The organism is Paenibacillus herberti (assembly GCF_002233675.1).
GTDB lineage: Bacteria > Bacillota > Bacilli > Paenibacillales > Paenibacillaceae > Paenibacillus_O > Paenibacillus_O herberti.
In genome coordinates, this window is sequence record NZ_NMUQ01000001.1 from 734,318 (window position 1) to 758,159 (window position 23,842).

At 50.0% G+C, this 23,842-nt stretch carries 32 protein-coding genes; 17 read left to right on the plus strand and 15 right to left on the minus strand.

Annotated elements, in window-relative coordinates; translation table 11 throughout:
* Nucleotides 1-379 precede the first annotated feature (379 nt).
* Nucleotides 380-787, plus strand: coding sequence for an N-terminal phage integrase SAM-like domain-containing protein (locus CGZ75_RS03420; RefSeq protein ID WP_089522875.1), 408 nt, complete (start codon nt 380-382; stop codon nt 785-787).
* 692 nt (nt 788-1,479) lie between these two features.
* Here the strand turns inward: CGZ75_RS03420 and CGZ75_RS03425 are convergent.
* Nucleotides 1,480-1,998 (minus strand): hypothetical protein, encoded by a 519-nt coding sequence (locus CGZ75_RS03425; RefSeq protein WP_089522876.1) that lies wholly within the window; start codon nt 1,996-1,998, stop codon nt 1,480-1,482.
* Between the two features lie 73 nt (nt 1,999-2,071).
* Nucleotides 2,072-2,551 (minus strand): hypothetical protein, encoded by a 480-nt coding sequence (locus CGZ75_RS03430; RefSeq protein ID WP_089522877.1) that lies wholly within the window; start codon nt 2,549-2,551, stop codon nt 2,072-2,074.
* 88 nt (nt 2,552-2,639) lie between these two features.
* Between CGZ75_RS03430 and CGZ75_RS03435 the strand changes: the two genes are divergently transcribed.
* Entirely contained in the window at nt 2,640-2,879 is a 240-nt protein-coding gene (locus CGZ75_RS03435) for a hypothetical protein (protein WP_089522878.1), read from the plus strand.
* A 48-nt stretch (nt 2,880-2,927) separates the two neighbouring features.
* On the opposite strand, the gene CGZ75_RS03440 is transcribed toward CGZ75_RS03435, so the two are convergent.
* The 4 genes from CGZ75_RS03440 to CGZ75_RS24375 all read right to left on the minus strand — a co-directional run bounded on the left by CGZ75_RS03440 (nt 2,928) and on the right by CGZ75_RS24375 (nt 4,894).
* Complete coding sequence (locus CGZ75_RS03440; protein WP_089522879.1) at nt 2,928-3,398, minus strand: hypothetical protein; 471 nt, start codon at nt 3,396-3,398, stop codon at nt 2,928-2,930.
* 28 nt (nt 3,399-3,426) lie between these two features.
* Nucleotides 3,427-3,891 (minus strand): hypothetical protein, encoded by a 465-nt coding sequence (locus tag CGZ75_RS03445; RefSeq protein WP_089522880.1) that lies wholly within the window; start codon nt 3,889-3,891, stop codon nt 3,427-3,429.
* Nucleotides 3,892-4,001: 110 nt separating this feature from the next.
* Entirely contained in the window at nt 4,002-4,436 is a 435-nt protein-coding gene (locus tag CGZ75_RS03450; protein WP_089522881.1) for a hypothetical protein, read from the minus strand.
* Between the two features lie 164 nt (nt 4,437-4,600).
* On the minus strand, nt 4,601-4,894 hold the full coding sequence (locus CGZ75_RS24375) for a hypothetical protein (RefSeq protein WP_141136655.1): 294 nt from the start codon (nt 4,892-4,894) through the stop codon (nt 4,601-4,603).
* A gap of 274 nt (nt 4,895-5,168) precedes the next feature.
* On the opposite strand from CGZ75_RS24375, the gene CGZ75_RS03455 reads away from it, so the two are divergent.
* From CGZ75_RS03455 to CGZ75_RS03460, 3 genes are all read left to right on the plus strand, one after another.
* On the plus strand, nt 5,169-5,459 hold the full coding sequence (locus CGZ75_RS03455; RefSeq protein ID WP_342745638.1) for a phage holin family protein: 291 nt from the start codon (nt 5,169-5,171) through the stop codon (nt 5,457-5,459).
* Nucleotide 5,460: 1 nt separating this feature from the next.
* Entirely contained in the window at nt 5,461-5,637 is a 177-nt protein-coding gene (locus CGZ75_RS25040) for a hypothetical protein (RefSeq protein ID WP_176444663.1), read from the plus strand.
* A gap of 68 nt (nt 5,638-5,705) precedes the next feature.
* Complete coding sequence (locus CGZ75_RS03460; protein ID WP_089522883.1) at nt 5,706-5,972, plus strand: hypothetical protein; 267 nt, start codon at nt 5,706-5,708, stop codon at nt 5,970-5,972.
* A 34-nt stretch (nt 5,973-6,006) separates the two neighbouring features.
* Here the strand turns inward: CGZ75_RS03460 and CGZ75_RS25045 are convergent, their stop codons facing one another.
* On the minus strand, nt 6,007-6,186 hold the full coding sequence (locus CGZ75_RS25045) for a hypothetical protein (RefSeq protein WP_176444622.1): 180 nt from the start codon (nt 6,184-6,186) through the stop codon (nt 6,007-6,009).
* 108 nt (nt 6,187-6,294) lie between these two features.
* On the opposite strand from CGZ75_RS25045, the gene CGZ75_RS03465 reads away from it, so the two are divergent.
* From CGZ75_RS03465 to CGZ75_RS03480, 4 genes are all read left to right on the plus strand, one after another.
* Nucleotides 6,295-6,546 (plus strand): DUF3892 domain-containing protein, encoded by a 252-nt coding sequence (locus tag CGZ75_RS03465; RefSeq protein WP_089522884.1) that lies wholly within the window; start codon nt 6,295-6,297, stop codon nt 6,544-6,546.
* A 158-nt stretch (nt 6,547-6,704) separates the two neighbouring features.
* Nucleotides 6,705-6,920 (plus strand): hypothetical protein, encoded by a 216-nt coding sequence (locus CGZ75_RS03470; RefSeq protein WP_089522885.1) that lies wholly within the window; start codon nt 6,705-6,707, stop codon nt 6,918-6,920.
* A gap of 211 nt (nt 6,921-7,131) precedes the next feature.
* Nucleotides 7,132-7,698: a stalk domain-containing protein gene (locus tag CGZ75_RS03475; RefSeq protein WP_089522886.1), complete on the plus strand. Its 567-nt coding sequence runs from the start codon at nt 7,132-7,134 to the stop codon at nt 7,696-7,698.
* 75 nt (nt 7,699-7,773) lie between these two features.
* A complete protein-coding gene (locus tag CGZ75_RS03480; protein ID WP_089522887.1) occupies nt 7,774-8,085 on the plus strand; it encodes a DUF1292 domain-containing protein in 312 nt (103 codons plus the stop codon).
* A 106-nt stretch (nt 8,086-8,191) separates the two neighbouring features.
* Here the strand turns inward: CGZ75_RS03480 and CGZ75_RS25050 are convergent, their stop codons facing one another.
* The 5 genes from CGZ75_RS25050 to CGZ75_RS03505 all read right to left on the minus strand — a co-directional run bounded on the left by CGZ75_RS25050 (nt 8,192) and on the right by CGZ75_RS03505 (nt 12,518).
* Nucleotides 8,192-8,350 (minus strand): hypothetical protein, encoded by a 159-nt coding sequence (locus CGZ75_RS25050; protein WP_176444664.1) that lies wholly within the window; start codon nt 8,348-8,350, stop codon nt 8,192-8,194.
* 718 nt (nt 8,351-9,068) lie between these two features.
* Nucleotides 9,069-10,040 (minus strand): formylglycine-generating enzyme family protein, encoded by a 972-nt coding sequence (locus tag CGZ75_RS03490; protein WP_089524532.1) that lies wholly within the window; start codon nt 10,038-10,040, stop codon nt 9,069-9,071.
* A 92-nt stretch (nt 10,041-10,132) separates the two neighbouring features.
* The gene (locus CGZ75_RS03495; protein WP_089522889.1) at nt 10,133-11,356 is read right to left on the minus strand and encodes an ROK family protein; all 1,224 of its coding nucleotides are present in this window, start codon (nt 11,354-11,356) and stop codon (nt 10,133-10,135) included.
* A complete protein-coding gene (locus tag CGZ75_RS03500; protein WP_089522890.1) occupies nt 11,349-11,885 on the minus strand; it encodes a chromate transporter in 537 nt (178 codons plus the stop codon). The genes CGZ75_RS03495 and CGZ75_RS03500 overlap by 8 nt, the downstream gene beginning before the upstream one ends.
* A 24-nt stretch (nt 11,886-11,909) precedes the next feature.
* Entirely contained in the window at nt 11,910-12,518 is a 609-nt protein-coding gene (locus tag CGZ75_RS03505) for a chromate transporter (RefSeq protein ID WP_089522891.1), read from the minus strand.
* A gap of 254 nt (nt 12,519-12,772) precedes the next feature.
* Here CGZ75_RS03505 and CGZ75_RS03510 point away from each other — a divergent pair, with 254 nt between their 5' ends.
* Nucleotides 12,773-14,266 (plus strand): arylsulfatase, encoded by a 1,494-nt coding sequence (locus CGZ75_RS03510; protein WP_089522892.1) that lies wholly within the window; start codon nt 12,773-12,775, stop codon nt 14,264-14,266.
* 95 nt (nt 14,267-14,361) lie between these two features.
* Here CGZ75_RS03510 and CGZ75_RS03515 read toward each other — a convergent pair whose 3' ends face one another.
* The gene (locus CGZ75_RS03515; RefSeq protein WP_089524533.1) at nt 14,362-15,831 is read right to left on the minus strand and encodes an aminotransferase class I/II-fold pyridoxal phosphate-dependent enzyme; all 1,470 of its coding nucleotides are present in this window, start codon (nt 15,829-15,831) and stop codon (nt 14,362-14,364) included.
* A 122-nt stretch (nt 15,832-15,953) separates the two neighbouring features.
* On the opposite strand from CGZ75_RS03515, the gene CGZ75_RS03520 reads away from it, so the two are divergent.
* Nucleotides 15,954-17,204, plus strand: coding sequence for an MFS transporter (locus CGZ75_RS03520; RefSeq protein ID WP_245850686.1), 1,251 nt, complete (start codon nt 15,954-15,956; stop codon nt 17,202-17,204).
* A 78-nt stretch (nt 17,205-17,282) separates the two neighbouring features.
* Here CGZ75_RS03520 and CGZ75_RS03525 read toward each other — a convergent pair whose 3' ends face one another.
* On the minus strand, nt 17,283-17,975 hold the full coding sequence (locus CGZ75_RS03525; protein ID WP_089522893.1) for a YktB family protein: 693 nt from the start codon (nt 17,973-17,975) through the stop codon (nt 17,283-17,285).
* A gap of 325 nt (nt 17,976-18,300) precedes the next feature.
* Between CGZ75_RS03525 and CGZ75_RS03530 the strand changes: the two genes are divergently transcribed.
* The 3 genes from CGZ75_RS03530 to gndA all read left to right on the plus strand — a co-directional run bounded on the left by CGZ75_RS03530 (nt 18,301) and on the right by gndA (nt 20,993).
* Nucleotides 18,301-18,897, plus strand: coding sequence for a hypothetical protein (locus CGZ75_RS03530; protein ID WP_089522894.1), 597 nt, complete (start codon nt 18,301-18,303; stop codon nt 18,895-18,897).
* A gap of 273 nt (nt 18,898-19,170) precedes the next feature.
* Nucleotides 19,171-19,527 carry a GNAT family N-acetyltransferase gene (locus tag CGZ75_RS03535; RefSeq protein ID WP_089522895.1) on the plus strand — a complete coding sequence of 119 codons (357 nt, stop codon included), beginning with the start codon at nt 19,171-19,173 and terminating at the stop codon, nt 19,525-19,527.
* A 44-nt stretch (nt 19,528-19,571) separates the two neighbouring features.
* Nucleotides 19,572-20,993 carry an NADP-dependent phosphogluconate dehydrogenase gene (gene gndA, locus CGZ75_RS03540; RefSeq protein ID WP_089522896.1) on the plus strand — a complete coding sequence of 474 codons (1,422 nt, stop codon included), beginning with the start codon at nt 19,572-19,574 and terminating at the stop codon, nt 20,991-20,993.
* On the opposite strand, the gene CGZ75_RS03545 is transcribed toward gndA, so the two are convergent.
* Nucleotides 20,990-21,286, minus strand: coding sequence for a hypothetical protein (locus CGZ75_RS03545; RefSeq protein ID WP_089522897.1), 297 nt, complete (start codon nt 21,284-21,286; stop codon nt 20,990-20,992). The two genes, gndA and CGZ75_RS03545, sit on opposite strands and share 4 nt — an antisense overlap.
* Before the next feature lie 91 nt (nt 21,287-21,377).
* Between CGZ75_RS03545 and CGZ75_RS03550 the strand changes: the two genes are divergently transcribed.
* From CGZ75_RS03550 to CGZ75_RS03560, 3 genes are all read left to right on the plus strand, one after another.
* Entirely contained in the window at nt 21,378-21,980 is a 603-nt protein-coding gene (locus CGZ75_RS03550) for a shikimate kinase (RefSeq protein ID WP_245850687.1), read from the plus strand.
* Between the two features lie 44 nt (nt 21,981-22,024).
* On the plus strand, nt 22,025-23,317 hold the full coding sequence (gene aroA, locus CGZ75_RS03555; RefSeq protein ID WP_089522899.1) for a 3-phosphoshikimate 1-carboxyvinyltransferase: 1,293 nt from the start codon (nt 22,025-22,027) through the stop codon (nt 23,315-23,317).
* Between the two features lie 83 nt (nt 23,318-23,400).
* Nucleotides 23,401-23,835, plus strand: a complete 435-nt coding sequence (locus CGZ75_RS03560) for a CoA-binding protein (protein ID WP_089522900.1) — start codon at nt 23,401-23,403, stop codon at nt 23,833-23,835.
* The last annotated feature ends 7 nt before the right edge of the window (nt 23,836-23,842 follow it).

Here is a 23,842-nt window from a genome sequence, read left to right on the forward strand (position 1 = left end):
CCCTTGAAATAACATGGATTAAGAACGTCTGTTCGAAGTATACAATCTCCAGAGGTGATCATATGGGGATACAAAATTAATGGCCAGTTGAGAAACCGAATTCGGATGAGCAGATAAGAATGGAGCGAGTAGCAACGCTTGAGCTTATGCCAGCGAGGATAAACGAGACTCGTGAACAGATCGATAGTAAGCGTAACGTTTTGAGTAGGGGCTTCCATTACGTCTCATACACAATGGATTGTATGATGCATGAGGAGGCTCTACAGGAGCGCCTAAAGCTTCAGGATGCCAACGGATTTTATCCTAAATACCAAAAAAATAGAATTGCTAAGGTCTCCCTGGCCTACTATAATCATGTCCGGACCCAAAAGAGAGCGAGGTGAAAATAAATGGCAGTTATAAAGGACAAAAATGCAAAGAAGAATCCACAGCTGCCGAACGCGAACTCTTGAATGCACTTGATGATGGATTAAATTTAGAAGCCGGGAAAATGCTCTTTAGCCAGCTTCTTTTAGATTGGCTTGAGGATAAGAGGGCAAAGAAACTCAAACGGAGAACGCTAGAAAATTACGAGCGATTTATCGTTAAGCACATCATCCCATTCCTCGGGCATCTCAGGATCAAGGATATCACACCACGTCATATCCAAGACTTCTACAACCATCTGCATGAAGTTGGAGTTCTTGGATGGGAGAACATAGGGAAGTGCCACATTATCAAAAGAGCTTTTGTGTGGGGCATGATTAAGAAAAGCCCGGCAGCTGTAGTTGAAAAGCTAAACTGTTAGTGAATAAGGAATCGAGAGAGACACCGATGAGGCGTGAACGCCTTGACCACCAGCTGGCCCTAAGGCCTAAGGGTTCGGCTTTTCTAGTGCGGTGAAAGCTCCTCTCGATCCTTGCCGCCATATGTAGAGGTGCATTGGCGATTATCCTTCACCAGACGACCACATATGGCCTCGTTTGGCATCTGGACTTAGGAACACACATTTCTGCGTTTCCGAGTCATGAATAAACGGGCTTGTAGGGGTTCGTTTGGTTTTTTTTGAGGGATATTGGGTGTTGTGGGTTACGAGCTATCGGTCAATCTTCAGAGCATATAATTGTTCTGCCACCGTCAAGCGCAATAGTTACATCTACTCCTCCAGGGAGATTGCGGCCTTTGTCACCTTGAATGTAAGCGAAAGCAATAAAATCCGATGCTTCTATCCAATAAAAACACTTGTCACAATAACCAATAAAATAAACAAAACCAAGATCAAGCCTAAATCCATACCAATTCCTCCTAAGTTGTATATCAATATAGTATGAGGATTTGAAAGAAAGGTACGGGTTTTCACGCCGTGCCTGTAGAAAACCTGTAGTGACCTAAACGGCGTTGTATGGCGATTAAAATCGAGTCGAAGTTCAATTCGGTTTCGTCCTCCAGAAGCAACGTTCCGACGCTGTGTCCAACTTTTCGGGGTCAGTTCACTTTAAATCAATTAGATCCAAAACCCAAATTATTATTTTCGACATAAAGATAGGTATTACCGTTATTAAGGGTAAATCGATCCCCTATTTTAGAGATAATTTGAGTTGATGGAACATTCGTGTCTATCTGCATTTTTATTTCAAATGATCCAAAAATTTCACCATATGCTGTTGATACTACGTTGTAAGTGGCGAAGGCTTGAGTAATATAAAATGGATCTCTTCTTACCTGAAAGGAGTAGGAGCGCCCAAGTAGGATTGTGTGAAGAGGAGGAGGGGGAGATTCGAAGTCTCCATATAAGTTCGTTGCTTCTAATGAAAATCTCGGGCCTGTTGAGTAGTTATAAATATCAAATCTACGAGATGCCCGTATGGATAGATCTCTCCCATCTCCTTCGATAGAGTTTCCTCCTCTCAGAGGACCGCGAAAGAGACTCGTCACGATAACCAATAAAATAAACAATACTAAAATCAATCCGAGACTTGAACCATTATAATTACTGATTTGTGCCATTTCAAAACTCATTCTATGTTCCTCCTGAAATTTCTGTGAAAGCTCCGCGATAGAGGCTTAACTTGCAAAGTACATGGTTATAAATTTAATTATTTCGAACATAGACGTAGGTATTTCCGTTATTAAGGGTATAACCGGAACCATTTTTTGAATAAATTTGAGTGCTTGGTATATACGTGCTTACTTTCATATCTATTCTAAAACTCCCTAAAACTACATCATTCGTCAATACTACGTTGTACATGGCATAGGCTACTTTTACATTTCCAAATGGAACGGTGCTTACTTCGAAAGGATAGGTTTCCCCGGGCAGAATCACGTGTTGAGGAGGAGGGGACTCGAAGTCTCCCCATAACTTCGTTGATACTAATGTGAGACCTGGATTCTCTGTTGCGTTAATGATATGGAATTGACGAGATGCTCCTTCTGTTAATATTTCGCCATTGCCTCCTCTTAGAGGCTTATAAAACAAATGCGTCACGATCAACAATAATATGAATAGTACCAAGATTAATCCTATACTTGAATTATTAGAATGACTGATTTGCGCCATATTGAAAATCATTGTATTCCCCTTCTTTACGAATATTTTAGAGATAGTTTTCTAGCCCGTCTTTCTGGTCCTGGTACTCCGTCCCGAACATAAGCTCAAGATGGCTGACCAGTCTAGGCACCATGCCTCCAATATTGCGGGAATTATTAAAGATATCGAAGATCGGACGGATGAAGCGTTTAAGCTGATTGGGCGCGATGTGGAGGAGGCTGGCAAAGGCGTCGAGGCTATTGCTGCCGAGCAGCGCCAAGAAATAAACAAAATTGGCGGCATGATCACCGACCTCGCTCAAACCTCGCAAGGTTTGCACGGGCTTCTCGGGCGGTTCAAAACAGACTAGCACTTTTTCCGCTTCCCAGTGAACATGCCGCTTTTTAAACGGATAGGCTCAGGCTCGTGGTGCAGATCGAACAACGAGGTTGAAGCGATTTTGCGGAAGGATGTAAGGGATAATCGGGCCGGAATTTACAGATATAGTGAATCCTGAGGTAGAGGACATGCCTGCTGAAAATGATCCTACCCGTTGATTGCTGCTGTTCAGTACATCGTAACTAACGCTTCCATTTGCACTTATGAGAACTAATGATTGAGATGCGCCTGATCTGACGATCCGACTACCAGGATTTTGGACGTTTGCGAATGAAACCAGATTTAGTATATAGTCAACGGTCTGGTTAAAAACGCTAAAAGTTTGAGCGGATTCAATGCCGGATGACCCATCCTCATCTAAATCATCCCCGTATGACTTCCAGCCAAGCATACTGGTGATAATAACCAGCAGAATAAACAGAACTAAAACGATTCCGATGCTGGAGCCCTCGGCGCCATGAATCGTCGCGATATCATTTTTCATTGTCATAGTAATTTCTCCTCAATATTGTTCTAGATTAGGGGATAGAGTATCGAACAACAAGACGGTAAGGGTCTTCTAGAAGGACAACAGGCACAATTGGGCCGGAATATTGGTTTATGGAAAACCCGGCGGTTGAAGACATATTTGCTGAAAAAGCCCCTACATAAGCATTATTATTATTGTTCAATACCGTATAATAAACTAAACCTGATGTAGAGGTGAGTACTAAAGCTTGAGATGCGCCTGGATCTAATGTTCTAGTTCCTGGATTTTGAATATTTGAAAAGGAGACCAGATTGAGCTTGTAGGCAGTCGTCTGGTTAAATACGCGGAAGGTTTGATTCGATTCAATGCCGACTGACTCATTTTCATATGGATCATATGGACTGAAGCTAAACATGCTCGTAACGATAACAAGTAATATAAACAGAACTAAAATAATTCCGATGCTAGAGCCTTGAATGCCGTGGATTGGCATAACATCGTTTTTTGCTGTCATAGTAACTTCCTCCTTGATATTGTCCTAGAATACAAGATATGAAAATACATCTAAGTGTGTCTCCGGCAAATATCCTGATTAGTAAATCCTGGATTGCGCCCTAGCTCACGCTAAGCGGTGACACTGACTGTTTTGGCAAACGCAAATACAGTAACTCCTTCAGGGGTTCTGATATTAGGATGATCAAGTTTGGTAAATCCGAGTACGTCTGATGCCTCTATTATGAAGGTGAAGTATCCGACGTTAATATTGGACAAGTCATAAATGTTATACCGGACTGTAACATTGACCGGACTCACACCTGATGTTCTAACTACGAATTCTCCACTAGAGTTGGGGTAAATATTTGGGTTTTCAGGGAGATTACCGGGCCCGGTGCGGGATGAAAAACGAAGCCTGTATTGACTCGTGTTGTTTTTAATAGTGAAGGTTTGAGTGCCTGTAATGCTAGACGATCCGTTATCATCGTAATCATTTTCCCAATAAAAGGTTTGGACAACTATGACTAACAAAATAAACAAAACTAATATAATTCCTATTTTCATGTAAAATCCTCCCTATGTCGTATATGAACATCATATGAGGCATTGGTAGAATAGTTCGGGCTTCCATGCCTATTGCTGCTGACACACAAAAATGCCCACAATTGGCGCTCTGGTCCCCATCAACTTCTTAGAAGCAATCGGGGGAAAAGCGCTTTTTTTGCGGGCTAAACATACTTCTGATCTGGCAGCGAAGATAAGAGTTGGAGCATAGATCTTATAGTCAGCTCGAAATGATTGTGACCGTCATAAGCTGGAAGATAAGCAGATGGAGTGGGGAATCCTGAATCTCCTGAGACAGAAGCACAAGAAAGAGGAGTACTGCTGTAGTTAGCGACGTCAAAGCCTAGAGTGCCTGAAATTCCAATAGGATTTTCATCGTTAAGAGCGCATTTTGGAGCAAAAACACTTGTAACAATGACCAGTAAAATGAACAAAACTAGGACCACCCCTAGATTCATGAAAAATCCTCCCTATCATTCAATTAGTAAGATATTTTATGAGATGTGGGTAGTATTGTTCGGGCTTTCACGTCAATTTTGTAGTTGCCATCTTCAGCCAAAGGACTCCTTCTGCAGCTAGAGCTGTGGTAAGGGGCCTTTTTAACATGCTGAAAAAGATTATTCAACCGGGTCTGAGAGCGGCGTGTCGATTCTGTTAATGTTTAGGACTGCTTGTCATATCCCGCTTTATGCGCTCATATACTAGTTTGCCGAACTATGAAGGGGGTGGAGGATGATGTCGGTTGAAGCGTTATCCGAGCTGATTGATCCTGAGCTCAGTATCGTGGTCGCTGCTTGCTGGGTCATCGGCATGATTTTGAAAGGAACGCCCCAAATTGCGAATTGGACCATCGTGTATATCGTCACGGCCGTTGCTATTCTGCTCGCTATGGCGCTTCAAGGGTTTACGCTTAAAGTGGGCCTGCAAGGTCTGCTGTGCGGCGCCGTATCCGTGTATGGCCATCAAGTTATCAAGCAGTCGAGAGAAGCGATACGCACCAACACAGACAAGGGGGAATCCTGATATGGCGGCATGGACGGCTGAGCTGGCGGTTTGGCTGATCGGACTTGCAGGTTTGATTGGCTTGGCGGTGTATCCGCTATCGGGGTTAGTTCAGTACGATTCGTTCAATTATGATAGGGAGCATGTATGGGTGAATTATCGATTCGATGCAGCCGACCATAGCGATAAAAAGGAATAAACACCCTTCTAGCGGCTCATACTTGACTCATGATGAATATGCGTCGTTGAAGGGAGTCTCAAAGAAGGATGAACAAAGGGAAGATGAGTTTGGCCATATCGATTCTACTGCTGGCCGGAGGCTGCCAAGGTGCGCTGTGGCCTTTTGTACCCGCAACTCCTGTACAAGTGAATGGAGAAGTAGAGAGCGAGGCGGATAACGAGACCCCAACGGTACGAAACGCGCTTTACCCGAGGTCGGTAAGGGCTGCACTATACGGTGAAACGGAAGACCGTAGAGGATTGGGGCCTCAGCGCAAGCATGACCGCGGTCGGGAGTGGAAGCAGCCGTATTGATTTTATGATATTAACTATAAATGGGATGAGGAGTTTATTCCTCATCCCATTTTTTGGAGTAAGCCTTCTTGGTGACGACAAGCAGCAGCACTATCATCAGAACAACCATTATGGCGGATAGAAAAAAGACGGCGCCCATACCCACGAGCTTCACCTCGATTTCGGACTGCGTTGCCATCCAGTATGGCAAGCCCAGCAACATTCTCTTTATCATATCGCATCCGGGAGATTTGGGCCACCTGTTTATAAAGCAAGTCATAGATGGGGAGACTAGCAGGAGGCAGTTCATGCCTTCGACCCAAATAAGGAAGGATGATATTCGATGGAAACGGAAAACAACCAGGCCCAGTCGCGGGAACGCATAGTGGCAGTACAAAAAAATGGTGATGGAGATTTGACCTCATTCAAGACCGAGAGTGGTCGCGTGTTGGCATACGATCAGGCAATTGCTGAAGCAGAACAAGGGCTTTTGTCAGGAGTAAATGTTTTCAAAGGCAAAGACGGAGGCCATTATTTGCGGGGGGACGCGGACGGCGATCCAACGAACAATCTCGATCAGCTTCCCATGTTCTAGGGATATCTGGAATGCTTGCTTGCGGATCAGATCCGGTAACTCCGGGTCTGATCCTTTTTTTGTCTAGAGCCGTCTCCATTCATCGCCATCGTCCGGGCTTCTGCATAGGATAGCTCGAAAGCGTCCGCAGCAGGACGCCCGGAAGGAGAATGACAATTATGAGTAAAGGCGGCTCATCATCCAAATCTAAGAAAGCCAAGAAAAAAGCGCCGACTTCTGACCGTCGTCAGGTTCATATGAAACTTGTCCTGTCCGATACATGTGCCGTTTGCAAAACGCCATGTAGCCGTGGCATGAGCTATTTGGCTCGTATGCGCCAGTCAGGGGCACTCGGCAAAGGGGTTCCTTGCGTCCTTACGCGCACCTTCGGGTAATAGTCGGATCTATTTCCCGGGCAAGCGCATAAAACCGCATCTTCCGACAAAATCCGGTGAAGTAGCCGGTGTCGGGGATTGCGGTTTTTTTGCCTTTCATTCAGCCTGAAATTTACATTCCTCGCGCTTTTACATGTTCCACAGGGACGGCGCAACTTTGACGCGATCAAGGAGTATAATTGTACAACTGGTTCTGGAAGAGGGGATATTAATGAAAGGGAAGAAGGTTCTGCTGCTTACACTAGCGATGACGCTATGGGGCGGGACGATGATTTTTGCGGATTCGGCAACGCAGGCGATCCGGGTCTTGGTGAACGGCAGCGAACTGTCAGAAGGCGGCGTGATGAGCGACGGGAAGAGTTACCTTCCGCTCCGCCAGCTGGCGAGTCAGATGCAGGCTCTTGTCGTTTGGGATGAGGGTGCCAGAAAAGCAACCATTACGAAGCCCAACGTGCATATGTTTCTTTTTAAAAGTGATAAATCCACCTTCGGCGGAGTCGACGCAGGTAAGAAAGTTAATTTTAGCGTATTCGCGCAAGTGGACACGCTCACGTCAGAAATCAACTCGTTCAAGATCTCGATTATCGATCCATCCGGCAAGGAAACGCTGATTCAGCAAGATACGATGAAGGCGCGTAAAGATAACTTCTGGTTCTTGACCGAGGAGATCAAATATAGCTTCGACAGCCCAGGAACGTATTCGGTGCGGTTCTTCATGCGCCTGTCGGCGAGTGATGAGTGGAGCGTCGTTTCCGAGAAGAATTTGATTGCGAAATAATTCGATTTGACCCGTAAAGCGGCACATGATACGATACCATAGTTAATTCAGAGCGAAATGAAAGTAGGGGTATAGATGAGCGAGCATCAACATGACGAAAACTGCGGTTGTGGGCATGACCACGATCACGAAGAGCCGGTCTTTGTTGTATCCGATGAAGAAGGCGTAGAGCATGAAATGGTTATGGTTTACCAATTCGAATCCGAAAACCAGGCTTACGCCGTGCTTCTGGACCGTAACAATCCAGAAGAGGACGGACTGATCCTGCGCGTTGAGGAAGAGAACGACGAGGCTTTCCTGGTTGGTATCGAGGATGACGCGGAGTGGGAGCGCGTTACTGCGATCTACGAGGAATTCGCCCGTTTGGAGAACGAAAAGAACAACTAATTCGTATCGCAAGATGCCCGGCCTATGGCCGGGCTTTTTGCTGTCACTTTAGGGGATAACGGACCCGTACTTGTAACGGGGGAACGGACCCATACCTTTACGGGACCTATGGCGCTTCGCGGAACGGACCCTCCTTCCGATTCACTGGAGCCCAGATTCCTTTGATTTCAAACCCTAACGGGGTAGGAATCCGGCCTCCAAGAGAACCGCTGCCGCTTCTCCAGGACGGTTCCGTCCGCTCCGCTTCCCGGTCCCGTAAAAACACGGAGCCGCCCCCTTTTTTTATAGGGGGCGGCTCAACTCCAGCTTCGCTTACGGCGTTGCGCCGTTCTCCAGGCCCTGCCTGGAGGAGGGGCAAAAGCTTTGCTTTGCCTTTGCTACAAGAGATTGCTTTTGAAGAAGCTTGAGCTTGCTCTTGGAGCGGCAAGGACATAGCTCAATCAGGGAGGCAGGGAGTTAATAATTAGCAGCACTAATTATTGTGTTTTGCTCGGTAACCTTTGCAACTGAGCAAGTCTATCAAGCTGCATACCGCACGTCGGTTTGCCGTCCAGCAGGCTAGTCTGCCGTATGCCGTTCCGTTAACCAGGCAAGTCCTGCCGAATGTCCGCGCCGTTAACTAAGCAACTCCCTGTCGCACGTTGGCTTGCCGTTAACCAGAACAAGCTTGCAGCATGTTAGCCTGCATTTAGGTGTGTAGCCTGCCGGTTTTAGGCTGATTTTCCTCTTGAAGCTGCTGCCTTCCGGGATTGCGGAAGGCGAATCTCTTCGGAGAAGCGGCAGCGGTCCTCTTGGAAGACGGATGGCCACATCTCGGTGTGTTGGACAATCCGGGCATCCTACTTCCAGAGGGATCGGAGAAGAGATCGGCTCCTGGAACGGAGTTCCTGAGCGCTGTGAGAATCCCGAGCTTCAGGCTTCGCTGTCTGAGCTATCTTCAGGCTTCGCTACACGAATCCCTCTTTTCGCGACTCGAACCACCATCACACCTCAGCTACTACCCGAAAACCAATATTTCCCGTTGAGCTGTCCGGAGTATTGCTGCTGCGAGCAGCAACACGATACCGGTTACAGTAAGACTGGTGGCATAAATAAGAGCCGCCCTTCATCAGGCGTGACGCTCCCTGTGAAGGTCCCTGCGGCTCATCTGAAGAGCCACGCTTGTTCGGGTCGGCTGTAAACCAGTCCGAGCACCATTCCCACACATTCCCTGATATATTGTACAAGCCGTAGCCGTTAGGAAGAAAAGCATTTACGGGGCCGGTGCCCAAATAACCGTCACTGGCATGATTTTTGGTAGGGAAAACGCCCTGCCAGATGTTGCAGTAGTGCTCTCCTCCGGGCCGAAGCACATCTCCCCAAGGATAGCGCTTGCGTTCGAGCCCGCCGCGTGCAGCGGCTTCCCACTCGATTTCGGTAGGCAATCGGACTCCTGCCCATGTACAGTAGGCTGACGCGTCATTCCAGGAGACATGAACGACCGGATGATCCAGACGCTCTTCGATTGAGCTGTCGGGACCTTCTGGCTGTCGCCATGAGGCTCCTTCTACACCAAGCCACCAAGGCGTCTGTGGCGGGGAACCGATTATTTTCTGCTGCTGAGGATCCTCAATGAGCAAATGGAATACATACGACCAGCCGAATCGCTCGGCCTCGGTCACATATCCGGTTGCCTCCACAAAAGCGGCGTATTCCGCATTCGTAACAGCGTAGGGAGCCATCCGAAACGCGGATACTTTCACAGGACGGGCAGGGCCTTCGGCATCGGCTGCGAAGCCTTCTTTGTCGTCAGTACCCAGGATGTAGATACCCTCGGGAATGATAGGCCATGAAGCAGTGTCAGGCAGAGTCGGAAGGTCGACTTGATTCTGTTCCAACGCAGACGCATCGCTGGTAACAGCTTCAGTTGGAGTTAAAGCAGCCCTTCCCGCCGAGCAACAGGAGGAAGGTTGCATAACTGCTGTTTCCTTTGCCTTTTGCAGCGAAGTTGTGAGTTTAATCTTGTTTGTCATAGGGCTCTTGCTCCTTTCCTGGGAAGGCTGAAGATTTAGGTCAACTGGTTAAGCATGAGCAGGGCAGCTCCCACAGCAATGGCTTCCTCGCCATAGCTGCCTTTACTGAAGACAACCTGGTATTTGGGATAATGATAGGTTTTGCGGATGGCGGTCTGAGTAGCTGTGTAAAAGAACAAATTCGAATCCGTCATCAGCGGGCCGCCGAGAACGACCTTCTCGGGATACAGAATGTTCAGCAAATTGGCTAGACCGATTCCAAAATAAGTCGCGGCCTGCGTTACAACTTCCGTGACCATGGGATCGAGAAGTTTGAGCGCCTGCATAATATGGCTGAATTTAGCCCGTTCACCGGGCTGAAGCATTTGCTGCAGCTGACTGCTTCTGCCAGTACGCAGTCTAGAATTGACCTCCCGCTCGATCGCATAAACCGAGGCGTAGGAGTCAAGGCTTCCGTAATTGCCTTTTGTCGTGCGATAAGGGATGCCGTCCGCTTGGATAATCATCTGACCAAACGAGCCTTCCATATCGGCCGCGCCATAAATCGGCTTACTGTCAGACATCATGGACAGGCGTAAGCCTGTACCACCGTGAACATACAGCATATGACGAAAATCCTTTGCCCTGTTGGCCCATGCCTCGGCGATGATGGCCGTATTTGCACCATTATCAAGCAGAATCGGAATGTTCAGCTGCTCCTCCAGCAGCCGTACGATCTCGACATTTTGCCAGCCGGGAGCGGGGAACCACTCGGTTTCTTCGATGATCCCGGTCGCTCGGTCAAGTGGCCCGACGGCGCCAATGCCCATTCCGATTATTTTAGCAAAAGGAATCTGATGCCCCGCAATCCAAATGTTTGCCTGACTGACGACTTGTCCGAGCAACTGGTCCGGTGTCGTCTCGGCGCCCATCTGCCATTCGACTGATTCAATAATTTGACCGGCCAGATCGAGCAGAATTAGCCTGGATTCAAACCGGGATATATCTAGGCCAAAAGCATAACCATAATCCGCTCTGACCTGATAGAGGATTGGACGTCTGCCTCCTGTGGAGGTTCCGAGACCGCTCTCGGAAATAACGCCAATTGAAACCAATTCGTCGAGGACACGGGTCAGCGTGCTAGTCGTCAGACCGCTTGCCGTCAGCAGGTCATTTTTAGCAATTTCCTGCTTCCGCCTAATATCATAAAATAACTCCTTGGCTTTCGCTGAAGGTATACGCTCACTCACCTTGACTCGTTGTTCACTTGATTCATGCATAGATCCATATCCCCACTATTCCTGAACCGAGAATGATTGCCAGCGGATGCACACGGAACTTTATCATGGCCACAAGCGCCGCGACAAAGATGGCAACGCTAGCAAAAGTGCCCACGGATGCTGCCAACTTGATGTTGGAGTTGATGGTCATCGTGTAGGCTGCATAGGCAATCAACGCTATTACGGCAGGTTTCATGCCGCCGAGCGTCGCTTGTACCCAATGATTATCATACATACGGTAAAAACAGGTGGCAACCAGGAATATGATGATGGCGGAGGGAAGGATCATTCCAAGTGAAGCGAAGATGCTGCCAGGCCAACCGGCGGTAGAATAACCGACATAGACCGCGGCATTCATTGCTACAGGACCAGGGGCCATGCCAGCAATAGCAATGGCTTCAGAATACTCTTGCGCATCCATCCAGCCATTGGTTAGGGCGGCCTGACCGATCACGGGGAGCATGGCGTAACCTCCGCCGAAAGACATGAATCCAATTTTGAAAAAAGTCCAGAACAGATTCATCAGCATTGGTAGCAACTCCATTCAGTAAATTTAAATCGAATAATCATCACCCGGAAGTTGCAACTTCAACCCAGTGGAAGGGAAAGCCGTTTCATGGATAAGCCATATTGCGGTGCCGATGCCGAGTACCACGATTGGATGAATCGGCAGAAAAAGGAGCAGCAGCAGGCAAACCGAGGTGATAACCCAGGCCAAAGGGCGGGTCAAGGATTGCTTACCCATCCGCAGAGCGGCGTAGGCAATGAGCGCTATAATAGTAGGTTTGATGCCTTTAAGGGCGGATTGAACGATCGGATTGTCGCCTAGCTCAGAGGCGATGGTGGCGCAAAGCAGCAGCATGATGAGCACGGTTGGGAGCGATACGCCAATGACTGCGCTCACCAGTCCCGGAATTCCGGCTATACGGTAACCGACAAAGGCAGCCACATTCACTCCGATGCCTCCTGGTGCTGCGCCGGAAATCGCTGTAATCTCACTCATTTCGGTTGAACTGAGCCATTTGCGGCGTTCGGTGACTTCCTGCTCAATTGCAGGCAGGATGGCATAACCTCCTCCGAAGGTGGTCGGACCGATTTTAATAAAGGAAATCATTAATTTAAAACATAGGTTAATTTGACGGGAGGCGGTTGCCCAGGTCATAGTAGGCGTCCTTCTTTCCTAATTCTGCTCCGTAGTGGGTTCTTTAGACTCATTATACTCCACTTATTTTCTTTTTGGAATAAAGTACCGAGAATTTTCTATAAAAGGTCTTTTTATAGTCCTTTTTTCGCAGTTGTTTGATCGGATATAGCGAGATGTTCGTTGACTTTATATCAATATGGATGTTTAAATGGATTGGAATAGTTTGATTTAAAATGGATTGACGTTTTCGCTCATAGCCGAGGAGGAATTCGATGAGTTCGCCCAAGAGTCAAGAACAGCCCAATGTTTTACTGATTACAGTAGATCAGATGCGTTTTGACTGTCTCAGCATTGCCGGCCACCCTGTGGTCGAGACGCCTAATTTGGACGAGCTTGTCCGATCCGGCGTGCGATTCAGCAATGCTTATACCGCTACCCCGAGCTGTGTGCCTGCAAGGGCGGCTATCTTTACGGGGCAATCGCAGCGAACACATGGCCGTGTTGGATATCAAGATTGTGTACCATGGAATTATAAGGAAACGCTGCCGGGAGAACTGGCTAAGGCCGGTTATCACACGCAATGCATCGGTAAAATGCATGTGTACCCAGCGCGCAATCTAATGGGGTTCCATAATGTGATGCTTCATGACGGTTACTTGCATCATAACCGCAACAACCACAACATTCCGATGCGGGAGCATTACGATCAAGTTGATGATTATTTGCAGTGGCTGCGAGAGCGAGTACCTGGTGCAGATTTACTCGATCTCGGCCTTGATTGCAACGCATCAACAGTCGCTCGCCCATGGCATTTGGCGGAAAAGTATCACCCGACGAATTGGGTCGTGACACAGTCAATCGATTTTCTGCGGCGCCGGGACCCCGGTAAGCCATTCTTTCTTTGGATGTCTTTTGTTCGGCCGCATCCACCATTTGACCCCCCTCAGGCTTATATGGATCTGTATGATGAAGCTGACATTCCAGAGTCGATCGTTGGAGATTGGGCGGAAACGAGTGATCCTGATGGGGCTGGGTTGTCACCGACGACGAGGCGGGGGCTAGTGCCAAAACGCCGCCTGAGCAAAGCGATCGCTGCCTATTATGCTTTGATTACCCATCTTGATCACCAGATCGGCCGTTTCCTACAGGCTTTGAATGAATATGGAGAACAGAACAATACGGTCATCATGTTCACTTCCGATCATGGTGAGCTGCTTGGGGATCACAACTTGTTTGGAAAATCCCTTCCGTATGAGGGAAGCGCCCATGTGCCGTTTATCGTAAACGACCCGGGAAATCGACTCGGCCTGAAGCGCGGCATGGTTGCAGACCAAGTCGTGGAGCTGAGGGATATTATGCCGTCGGTGCTTGAGGTAGCTGGCGTTCCTGTTCCGAAGGCGGTGGAAGGAGATAGCATCTGGAAACTCGCATCCGCCCAAAATGAAAACGGTGGAGCCCCTCCGGCCTGGCGCAGCCATCTTCATGGCGAGCATACATCCGGCATACTGTCCACCCATTGGGTGACGGACGGCAAGGAGAAATTCATTTGGTATTCCCAAACGGGGGAAGAGCAATTTTTTGATCTAACGGATGATCCACAGGAGCTGCATAATGCAATTGCTGATGAGGATCGTCAGGAACGCATTCGTTACTGGCGTTCGATTCTCATCCAGGAGCTGGCAGGTCGTGAGGAAGGTTATACGGACGGAATGCAGCTAATCACTGGCAGAGAGCAGACTGCGGTACTGTCCCATATCCGGATTTAGTAGAGTTCAGAGGAGCGAACGAAATACAAAAAAGGTACAGCATCTCGGTTTTCCGAGGAACTGTACCTTTTTTTCATATTGAGCGAAACTATAGGTTAGAAAATAGCAGATTCTTCTACAATCACTTTCACAAACTGGATGCTGCGATCCTCAGGTCCTTTGACCGGAAGGCCGACCTCCACGTGATCGACGATATAGTCGATGTTAGATTGCGAGATAACTTCGCCCGGTAGCAGGATCGGGATGCCAGGCGGGTACACATATATAAACTCTGCGATGATCCGTCCAGCAGATTCCTTGAACGGAAGCACTTCCGTCTCACCGTAGAACGCCTCGCGCGGCGTGAGCGACAGCTGAGGGATCTCGGGAATTTTTACAACAAGCTCCTGAACCTCTTCAACCTGCGGATAATGTTCGACCATCGCACGTAGTGCGCCGAGCAGTTGGCTTATGCTATCTTCCGTATCTCCTGGGGTAATAAGGCAGAGGATATTGTACATATCCGACAGCTCGACCTCAAGATTGATGTTGTCACGCAACCAGTTTTCTGCCTCGTAGCCGGTAATGCCAAGATGGCGCACATGAATGGTCAGCTTGGTCGGGTCATAATCAAAGGTCGCCTCGCCGCCGAGAATTTCCTTGCCGAAGCAATACAATCCTGGAATCGCGTTGATCTCCTCGCGAGCATGTTGAGCCAGTCCAATCGCTTTCTCTGCAATCGCGTGTCCGTTGACTGCCAAGTTGCGGCGGGAAGTATCGAGCGAAGCAAGTAGAATGTAAGAAGTCGACGTAGTGGTCAACATACTGATGATTGTCTGTACACGTTGCGGGTTGACACGTCCGGCTTTCAAGTTGAGCACCGAGCTCTGCGTCATGGAGCCGCCCAGCTTGTGCACGCTTGTCGCTGCTAAGTCGGCGCCTGCCTGCATGGCGCTCATCGGCAGTTCGTCATTGAAATGGATCAGCACGCCATGCGCTTCGTCAACAAGAACTGGAATGTCGTAGCTGTGAACCAGGTCGACGATTTCCTTCAAGTTGGCGCAGATGCCGAAGTAGGTCGGGTTGATCACTAACACGGCCTTGGCGTCGGGATGGCGTTCCAGAGCACGCCTTACGGAGCGTGTCGTGATGCCATGGTCGATGCCCAGATTGGAGTCGCGAGCCGGGGAAATGAACACCGGACGCGCGCCTGCGAAAATAATCGCGGACATGATGGACTTATGAACATTCCGCGGCACGATGATTTTGTCGCCTGGCGCGCAGACCGACATAATCATCGTCATGATGGCGCCGCTTGTACCTTGTACGGAAAAAAAGGTATAATCGGCTCCAAATGCATCGGCAGCCAATTTCTGGGATTCTTCGATGACGCCTGTAGGCTGATGGAGATCATCCAGCGGAGCTATATTGATCAAATCGATCGACAAAGCATTGTCGCCGATAAAGTTCCGGAATTCGCTATCCGTGCCTACACCTTTCTTGTGCCCGGGAATATGGAACTGCAGCGGGTTGTTCTCCGCATGGCGGCGGAGCGCGCTGAAGAGAGGGGTACGATTATGGTCCACCGTATTCATCCACAGCCTTTCAATTTCAGGTATACAAACAAGGTTGAGTATAGCATGTACGGGGGGGATTGCAAGCCTGCGACACCGCCCCGCCGCATACGAAGAAAGGGGTTCGTTTTCGCTTGAAGCTGAGCATGCCCAAGAACAGCAATAAGATTTTGAGATCGCCCTTTGTCATCAAGTTATTGGTTATTATGTTCGGTGTTGAATTTGTAAAAGGCGCTATGCTCGTATCCGTGCTGCCGGTGTATATGCGTGATGAGCTCGGCTTGACGGCTTATGCCGTCGGTTGGGCGCTGGCAAGTCAGTATATCGGGGACAATGCCTTCCGCAGTCCGCTCGGCTGGATTATTGACCGGATTGGTTACCGCACGGTCATGCTACTCGGTGTGCTTTTCACAAGCCTATCGGTATTGATCATCGCGTTTACGGACCAGACTGGCTGGATCATCACAGCATGCGTGTTGCTTGGCATCGGCACCTCGCCGCTCTGGCCCTGTGTCATTACCGGCGCGACGGCTGTGTCTGGCAACGAAGCGGGCGGCAGCATCATGAGCGTCATCTATATGAGCTGGCTCGTCGGTGTTGGCATGGGACCGATTGTGATCAACTTTTTCATCATCAACCGTTATGAACCAGCGTTTTGGCTGATGGGAGTGATCATGGTTGCGATTGTCACTGTGACGTTTACACTGCCAGGGCGTAAGGCTTCCCGCGAGCTCGAAGGTAGGACAGTGGAGGAAGCGCCGCAAGCTAAGCGAGGACCGCTGCTCAAGAGAGCTCGGCTCTATTTTCAAAAGGTCGGACAATCCCTCCATGCAAGCCGCCTGCTGTATCCGGCAATGTTCATTCAGAACTTCGCGCTTGGCCTGCTGACGCCAGTCCTTACGCAGTATGCGAGAACAGTGCTGCATCTGTCGCCGCAGCAGTACAGCTATTTCCTGCTCGCCGGCGGCGCAATTACCGTGCTCGGTCTCATCCCGATCGGTCGCGGCGTGGACCGTTACGGCACTCGCTGGTTCCTGCACGCGGGCTTCCTGCTTGCGGCAATCGCCTTGCCGCTGCTCGGTTACATGCGCAGTTTGCCGCTTGTGTTTATCGTCGTCGCTTTTGTCGGCCTGGGTTATGCCTGCATCATTCCAGCCTGGAATGCGCTCATCGCCAAAGCGATCCCCAAGGAAGAACGCGGCGCAATATGGGGATTCTTCCTGACGATCGAGGGGCTTGGCATGGTTATCGGTTCTATTATGTCCGGTCGGCTGTGGGACAGCTTCGGCTCACATGTGCCTTTCCTGATCAGTGGAGCTTCTTTGCTCGTGCTGTTCGTGCTTCATCTGTTGATTATTCGTCGTGGACGAATCTCTCTGGCCTAGCCCCCACAAAAAAATCCCCGCTTCCTCTCTGCTGCAACGGCAGAGCTGGAAGCGGGGATTTTTGATGTAATGACGGTATTAGCGGGCTGCCAGCTGGTACAGAGGCATCAGTGTCTGAAAGACGGATTCGACTTTGGCGACAAAGGCTTCGCCATCCTGTAGCAGCGGATCATTGCGATCCAGATGAATTCCGCATAACAGCTCGGCTGCTTTCACCGTGCGCAGTCGCTCGAATAACGTGACCAGCTCATCACGGCTCATCTCATCATGAGGGACAGCCCCTGGCTGCATATGGTCGCCTGACCACATATAGCTGGCGCCTTGCGGTACGAGCGAGCGGATCTCGTCGAGTTTGTCCAGTGCGCGGGCCGCGAACTCGGCTTTGCCATCCGCTTCATAGATGACAGCGAATTGAATGAACGCATGAGTGCCCCACATTCCAATTTGAAAATGCGGATGGGCTTTGTAACCGCGTTTGTTCGGGGAGAAAGCTACCCAAGTGTCCTTAGGCGGATTCACCGTGCGGCGGGCATGTTTGGCGACATGTGGATAAAATTCGGTGCCCGACAGAATGGTGAGCTCCGGCGACAGCCTATTGCCCAGCTGTTCAAGCTTGGGCCTGATTCCAGCGATAAGAGCTTCCATGCGCGCCTCGAGGCCGGGAATGGCGAAGACGTCGAAGTCGGAAGAGTTAAAACCGGGAAAAGAGCAGTGGTTTGGCTGTTCCTCCAAGGTGGGGACTTTATCTTCGGCTAATGCGGTTTTTGTCATATGGGGGCATCCTTTCCGGCTAGAAATTTAACCTCCTATAAGCGATATGGAGGTAATGAGGAGCAAAACTTGTCCATATAGTATAACACAGGAGGGAAAAGGACTGGATAAGCTGAGCCGGACAAGGGCGATGGATGCTGGGCTGAGTGGACTAGCGGAAGGATGTCCATTTGGAAACGCTATCATTCCAGTGAGGCATCTGCCCTTTTCTTCAAAATTAGTCAATAAACCAAGTTGCCATCACATAAGATGGAGTATAAACTACAGGTAAGAACAAATTATCAGAACATTTAGTCAACAATAATGAAGCAGGGGAGGGATTGCCGTGAACAAGAGCTACGAAGTGGAATATTGCAATTTGGAGCTGCGATTTGACCGCCGGCAAATCCAGAATCTCATCCGCGATTTGATCCATGAAGGTTATTCCCTCTATTGGAGCGAGACGGAAGCGCAGTTCCTTATTTCTATCCGAACAGGCAGGAAGCTGGTGAAGCTCCGATTCCAAAAAATGAAAAACCGCTACAAGATTGTTGGCGATTATATCATTAAAGACGAGAAGCTGTCCGAGCTGATTGAGAAGCTGATTGGTGATACACGGGGCCATGCGGTCGTAAAACGGATGAAAGACCGTCAGATCGTCATTGAAAATATTATGTTTGGCGAAATCATCAGACTCGTGGAGGTGTCGGGGATGGAGCACCGCATAATTTATCAGAAAAAGCCGGTCGTCACCCTGGAAGAGATTACGAAGGCGTTTCAATCGACTCGCGCTGAAGAGCGTGCCGCCGTCCTCCGTTACGAGCTGGATTATGAGCTATGTGTTCTGTATGACGCCCTTCAAGCGAGCGATAACAAAGCTGCGGATGAGAGCCGTGAACGCCTCGCGGTTATGCGGGGGGAAATGCTTCAGTTAGAGATGTAGCAATACATGCCCGAGATTGTCGGGCAAGGCTACGCGTCCAAGAGATGTGGCGCCCATTTTCTGGACTTATGCCTATCTTATTCAGCTTTCGAATGTTTGTGCAATTATGCCGCAAGCTCTTCATCTCGCTTTACACACTCCAAGACCTGTCCCAGCATACGTGGGGCGGGTCTTGTTGTTGTTGAACTAAAGAAACAAGCGAGTTGCGCTGTTATATACTGATTGTGGAGGTGCGGGAAATGGAGACAGTCTATAGAGGCTACTTAATGAGCGATGACAAATCGAGAATTAATCTGGAGAGTGATTACGGACGATGTTACCTTTTTCTATCTATGCGATGTCTATGTAGATGAAGAGTACCGGGGCGAGGGTATCGGCAAAAAACTCGTTGAATGGATTGTTCAAGCTCCCCATTTTCAAACCATGTCAGGGAGATGGATTGTACGAGCAATTCGGGTTCATAACGGATTCAGACAATACGATGAGAAGAGCGGCGCAGGTCCGATAAGCAATGCCGAGTGGGGGATAGGACTACGTCGCGTTCATGCAATATTCATGTACCTGACATTCCGCAGTAGGAATCGTTCATGGTACAATTATTTGCATATCCGGTCAAAATGGGTACACTAGGAACAGTATGCATCGGTATAAACTTAGTAAAGGGATGGTAATTTATGTCGAAACAACAAATCGGCGTTGTTGGTCTGGCCGTTATGGGCAAAAACCTCGCGCTTAACATTGAAAGCAAAGGTTTCACCGTATCGGTGTATAACCGCTCACGCGAAAAAACAGACGAGATCCTTGCGGAATCGTCTGGCAAAAACCTGTTCCCGGCCTACACGATCGAAGAATTCGTCGCTTCCCTGGAAGTGCCGCGCAAAATTCTGATCATGGTCAAAGCTGGCGGTCCTACGGACGCAGTTATCAATGAACTGGTACCACATCTGGAGCAGGGCGATATCATCATCGATGGCGGCAACGCCTACTTCCCTGATACCGAGCGCCGCAGCAAGGACCTCGAAGCCAAAGGTTTCCGCTTCGTTGGAGCAGGCGTATCCGGCGGCGAGGAAGGCGCGCTGAAAGGCCCGGCTATCATGCCTGGCGGTCCAGAATCCGCTTATAAACTTGTTGAGCCGATTCTGACGGGCATCTCTGCTAAAGTGAACGGCGACCCTTGCTGCACGTACATCGGTCCTGGCGGCGCTGGCCACTACGTTAAGATGGTCCATAACGGCATCGAGTATGGCGACATGCAGCTGATTACAGAAGCTTACCATCTGCTGAGCTCCGTGCTTGGTCTGTCTACGGACGAGCTGCATGAGATCTTCACCGAGTGGAACAAGGGCGAGCTGGACAGCTACCTGATTGAGATTACAGCTGACATCTTCTCCAAAAAGGATCCGGAAACCGGCAAGGCAATGGTCGACGTTATCCTCGACTCCGCAGGCCAAAAGGGTACCGGCAAATGGACGAGCCAAAGCGCGCTTGATCTCGGCGTACCGCTGTCCATCATTACTCAATCTGTCTTCTCGCGCTTCCTGTCCGCGATGAAGGAAGAGCGCGTTCACGCCAGCAAAGTACTGAACGGTCCGAAACTTGTTCCTTACACCGGCGACAAAGCTGTTTTCATTGAAGCGGTGCGTAAAGCGCTGTTCGCGAGCAAAATTTGCTCCTATGCACAAGGCTTCGCTCAAATGCGTGCGGCATCCGACGAGTTCGACTGGAACCTGCGCTACGGCGATATCGCTATGATCTTCCGCGGCGGCTGCATCATCCGTGCTCGCTTCCTGCAGAACATCAAGGATGCTTACGATCGTGACTCCGAGCTGAAAAACCTGCTGCTGGACGACTACTTCAAAAATGTCGTTGAGTCCTACCAAGGCGCATGGCGTGAAGTTGTTACAGCTGCCGTGGCAAGCGGAATTCCGGTTCCAGGCTTCTCCAGCGCACTGGCTTACTTCGACAGCTACCGTACGGAGCGTCTTCCAGCCAACCTGCTGCAGGCGCAACGCGACTACTTCGGCGCGCATACGTTCGAGCGTACCGATAAAGAAGGATCGTTCCACTTTGAGTGGATGGATTCCAGCAAAAATTAATCCGGGATAAGCCCATGGAGTGCCTCACGCAGCATTTTGCGCAGGCGCTCCGCTTCCATCGGGCCGCTTCGTTGCGACAAGAGTAGGCTCATGGCCGCTTCAGCGAAGCTCTGGTAGTTTTTCATCAAACGTGGCTGCGGCAGCCCCTGCATGGCAGGGGCTCCGTCAGCCACTTTTTTTCGGATATAATCGAGCGCCCAAATGGCGTCTTCCCGGCATAGCCCAACATTGGAATCGAGAATCCGCCGCAGCCGCTTATCGGCTGGAGATCCGGCGTAGCTGCTCTTGTCCACGGCTGCAGCCTCCTTTCGCTGGTATTGATTCGTTTATACTATCCTTATGGAATATTGAGATTTTTATACCCTCTGTCTAGCAAAAAATGATATGATAACCGAAAGTAAAACGATTAAAAAAGGGTGTGACGAAGAGACTATGCGCCCGTCTGAATCGATACATGAAAAAATTATGTTGATCGGCTTTATGGGGACAGGAAAATCGACGGTAGGAGCCAAGCTTGCCGCAAAACTCGGCTGGAGATGGACAGACACCGACTCCGAGGTCGTAGCCGAGCAAGGCTGCTCCATTGCGGAGTTATTCGAGCGGCGGGGTGAGTCGTATTTTCGCGACGCAGAGACCGAAGTGCTAGCCAAGCTGCTAGAGACGGATGAGCCGCTTGTCATTGCGACAGGAGGCGGAGCAGTACTGCGTGAAGGCAACCGGAGGATAATGATCGGTGGAGCTTTTGTGGCCGCTTTGCAAGCTTCGGAAGCGATTATTGTGGAGCGGGTGCGCTATGACAAGGGCCGGCCACTGTTGGCAGGCGATCCGTCGCTTAAAGTGCGCGAGCTGTTGAAAACTCGCGAAGGGGCTTATGATTTTGCCCATCTGCAAGTCATGACCGACAGTTTAACCCCCGATGAAGCGGCTGAGGCAATTGCAAATGCATATCATCTTGCTTCAGGGCTTTACCGCGCTTCCGACTCGTAGCGTTATCTCATGAATTTAGACACATAGAAGGGGAACGATGAAATATGGACGTATTAGTAACGCCGACACCGGAACTGAAGGGCAGCATTCAGGCGCTCTCTTCCAAAAACTATACAACACGCTATCTGCTTGTGGCCGCCCTTGCGGAAGGTACAAGCACGATTTATTATCCTGCCCATAGCGAGGACAGCGACGCGATGCGCCGCTGTATCCGCGATCTCGGAGCTGAGCTGACGGAAGATGGGGAGAAGATTGTCATCAAAGGTTTTGGCAGTCATCCGCGCGACGTACGTGAGCTGAATGTGGGCAACGCTGGAGCGGTTCTGCGCTTCCTCATGGCGATAGCGGCTCTTAGCCCGGATGTGACGTTTGTTAATACTTATCCCGATTCGCTCGGTAAGCGGCCGCATGATGACTTGATTGTCTCGCTGCGCCAGCTCGGCGTGGAAGTGGATGACAATGAAGGTAGACTGCCGATCACGATTCGCGGCGGGGCGCCGAAGGGTGGCAAAATCACCGTTTCGGGCAATGTAAGCTCCCAGTTCCTCAGCGCTCTGCTGTTCCTGACGCCGCTTTTGCAGGGGGATAGTGAAATTGAAGTGCTGGATGATCTGAAATCCAAGGTCGTTGTTGGTCAGACGCTGGAAGTATTGGAGCAGGCAGGCATCGTCATCGAAGCTTCTGAGGATCTGATGTTTTACCGCGTACCTGGACGCCAAACTTATCAGGCGCGCACATATCGGGTGCAAGGAGACTATCCTGGCTCTGCGGCGGTGCTGGCGGCGGCTGCCGTCACGAAGTCAGACATTACGATCCACGGATTGCCAGAAAAGAGCAAGCAGGGAGAACGTGCTGTCGTAGACGTACTGCGCATGATGGGAACTCCGCTGGTTTATGACGGGGATGACGTCACGGTGCGTGGCGACGGGCGCCTCAAGGCGGTAGAGTTTGACGGCGACGCCGCTACGGATGCCGTACTGGCGATGGTAGCCGCTGCTGTGTATGCAGAAGGTACGTCCCGGTTTTATAATGTGGAGAATCTGCGCTACAAAGAATGCGACCGCATTACCGACTATCTCGCTGAGCTTCGTAAGGCCGGTGCTGAGGTAGAGGAGAAGCGCGACGAGATCATTGTCCACGGTAAGCCGGAAGGGCTAGAGGGCGGAGTAGAAATCAACGCTCACTACGATCACCGCGTCATTATGGCTCTGACCGTAGTTGGCCTGCGTTGCCGCAAACCCCTGCTTATCCGTGATGCGCATCATGTGGCGAAGTCTTACCCGATTTTCTTCGATCATCTTCAGGCGCTCGGAGCAAATGTGGAGTGGCAGGAATAGCTGGAATAGCGTAAAGCAGCAGTCCGCGGGGCAAAGTAGTACAAGTTGTCACCATTGTCATCATGCACAAGGGGGAATCGACTATGGCATTCGTCAATCCTGAACGGGAAGAAATCAAGGGGCTTCTGGAGGGGAATACGACGATCGCAGTCGTCGGATTGTCCGACAACCCAGAGCGTACCTCCCACAGTGTGTCGCAAGCGATGCAGCAGCGGGGATATCGAATCATTCCGGTTAATCCTGCAGCAGCAGGGGACATCCTCGGGGAAAAAAGCTACCCTGACCTCGGCAGCGTGCCGGAGCCAATCGGCATCGTCAATGTGTTCCGGCGCAGCGAGTTCACGCCTGCTATCGCGCGTGAAGCAGTCGCGATCGGAGCCAAGATTCTCTGGCTCCAGCTCGGCGTTTACAGCGAGGAAGCAGCGGCAATCGCCCAGGAGGGCGGGTTGACCGTCATCATGGACCGCTGCATCAAGGTGGAGGATTCAATTCTGCGTCCGGACATCCGGCGCATCTGAGACCTTC

What these genes read in the sequence shown, in the direction of transcription:
- CGZ75_RS03445 (WP_089522880.1), bottom strand. Translation starts at nt 3,891, where the DNA reads ATGACAGCAAAAAACGATGTTATGCCAATCCACGGCATTCAAGGCTCT.
- CGZ75_RS03510 (WP_089522892.1), top strand. Translation starts at nt 12,773, where the DNA reads ATGAGTTCGCCCAAGAGTCAAGAACAGCCCAATGTTTTACTGATTACA.
- CGZ75_RS03560 (WP_089522900.1), top strand. Translation starts at nt 23,401, where the DNA reads ATGGCATTCGTCAATCCTGAACGGGAAGAAATCAAGGGGCTTCTGGAG.
- CGZ75_RS03500 (WP_089522890.1), bottom strand. Translation starts at nt 11,885, where the DNA reads ATGCTGATGAATCTGTTCTGGACTTTTTTCAAAATTGGATTCATGTCT.
- CGZ75_RS03480 (WP_089522887.1), top strand. Translation starts at nt 7,774, where the DNA reads ATGAGCGAGCATCAACATGACGAAAACTGCGGTTGTGGGCATGACCAC.
- CGZ75_RS25045 (WP_176444622.1), bottom strand. Translation starts at nt 6,186, where the DNA reads ATGATAAAGAGAATGTTGCTGGGCTTGCCATACTGGATGGCAACGCAG.
- CGZ75_RS24375 (WP_141136655.1), bottom strand. Translation starts at nt 4,894, where the DNA reads ATGAATCTAGGGGTGGTCCTAGTTTTGTTCATTTTACTGGTCATTGTT.
- CGZ75_RS03430 (WP_089522877.1), bottom strand. Translation starts at nt 2,551, where the DNA reads ATGATTTTCAATATGGCGCAAATCAGTCATTCTAATAATTCAAGTATA.
- CGZ75_RS25040 (WP_176444663.1), top strand. Translation starts at nt 5,461, where the DNA reads ATGGCGGCATGGACGGCTGAGCTGGCGGTTTGGCTGATCGGACTTGCA.
- aroA (WP_089522899.1), top strand. Translation starts at nt 22,025, where the DNA reads ATGGACGTATTAGTAACGCCGACACCGGAACTGAAGGGCAGCATTCAG.
- CGZ75_RS03475 (WP_089522886.1), top strand. Translation starts at nt 7,132, where the DNA reads ATGAAAGGGAAGAAGGTTCTGCTGCTTACACTAGCGATGACGCTATGG.
- CGZ75_RS03450 (WP_089522881.1), bottom strand. Translation starts at nt 4,436, where the DNA reads ATGAAAATAGGAATTATATTAGTTTTGTTTATTTTGTTAGTCATAGTT.
- CGZ75_RS03460 (WP_089522883.1), top strand. Translation starts at nt 5,706, where the DNA reads ATGAACAAAGGGAAGATGAGTTTGGCCATATCGATTCTACTGCTGGCC.
- gndA (WP_089522896.1), top strand. Translation starts at nt 19,572, where the DNA reads ATGTCGAAACAACAAATCGGCGTTGTTGGTCTGGCCGTTATGGGCAAA.
- CGZ75_RS03490 (WP_089524532.1), bottom strand. Translation starts at nt 10,040, where the DNA reads ATGCAACCTTCCTCCTGTTGCTCGGCGGGAAGGGCTGCTTTAACTCCA.
- CGZ75_RS03505 (WP_089522891.1), bottom strand. Translation starts at nt 12,518, where the DNA reads ATGACCTGGGCAACCGCCTCCCGTCAAATTAACCTATGTTTTAAATTA.
- CGZ75_RS03440 (WP_089522879.1), bottom strand. Translation starts at nt 3,398, where the DNA reads ATGACAATGAAAAATGATATCGCGACGATTCATGGCGCCGAGGGCTCC.
- CGZ75_RS03425 (WP_089522876.1), bottom strand. Translation starts at nt 1,998, where the DNA reads ATGAGTTTTGAAATGGCACAAATCAGTAATTATAATGGTTCAAGTCTC.
- CGZ75_RS03465 (WP_089522884.1), top strand. Translation starts at nt 6,295, where the DNA reads ATGGAAACGGAAAACAACCAGGCCCAGTCGCGGGAACGCATAGTGGCA.
- CGZ75_RS03435 (WP_089522878.1), top strand. Translation starts at nt 2,640, where the DNA reads ATGGCTGACCAGTCTAGGCACCATGCCTCCAATATTGCGGGAATTATT.
- CGZ75_RS03470 (WP_089522885.1), top strand. Translation starts at nt 6,705, where the DNA reads ATGAGTAAAGGCGGCTCATCATCCAAATCTAAGAAAGCCAAGAAAAAA.
- CGZ75_RS03535 (WP_089522895.1), top strand. Translation starts at nt 19,171, where the DNA reads ATGACAAATCGAGAATTAATCTGGAGAGTGATTACGGACGATGTTACC.
- CGZ75_RS03550 (WP_245850687.1), top strand. Translation starts at nt 21,378, where the DNA reads ATGATAACCGAAAGTAAAACGATTAAAAAAGGGTGTGACGAAGAGACT.
- CGZ75_RS03525 (WP_089522893.1), bottom strand. Translation starts at nt 17,975, where the DNA reads ATGACAAAAACCGCATTAGCCGAAGATAAAGTCCCCACCTTGGAGGAA.
- CGZ75_RS03495 (WP_089522889.1), bottom strand. Translation starts at nt 11,356, where the DNA reads ATGCATGAATCAAGTGAACAACGAGTCAAGGTGAGTGAGCGTATACCT.
- CGZ75_RS03455 (WP_342745638.1), top strand. Translation starts at nt 5,169, where the DNA reads ATGATGTCGGTTGAAGCGTTATCCGAGCTGATTGATCCTGAGCTCAGT.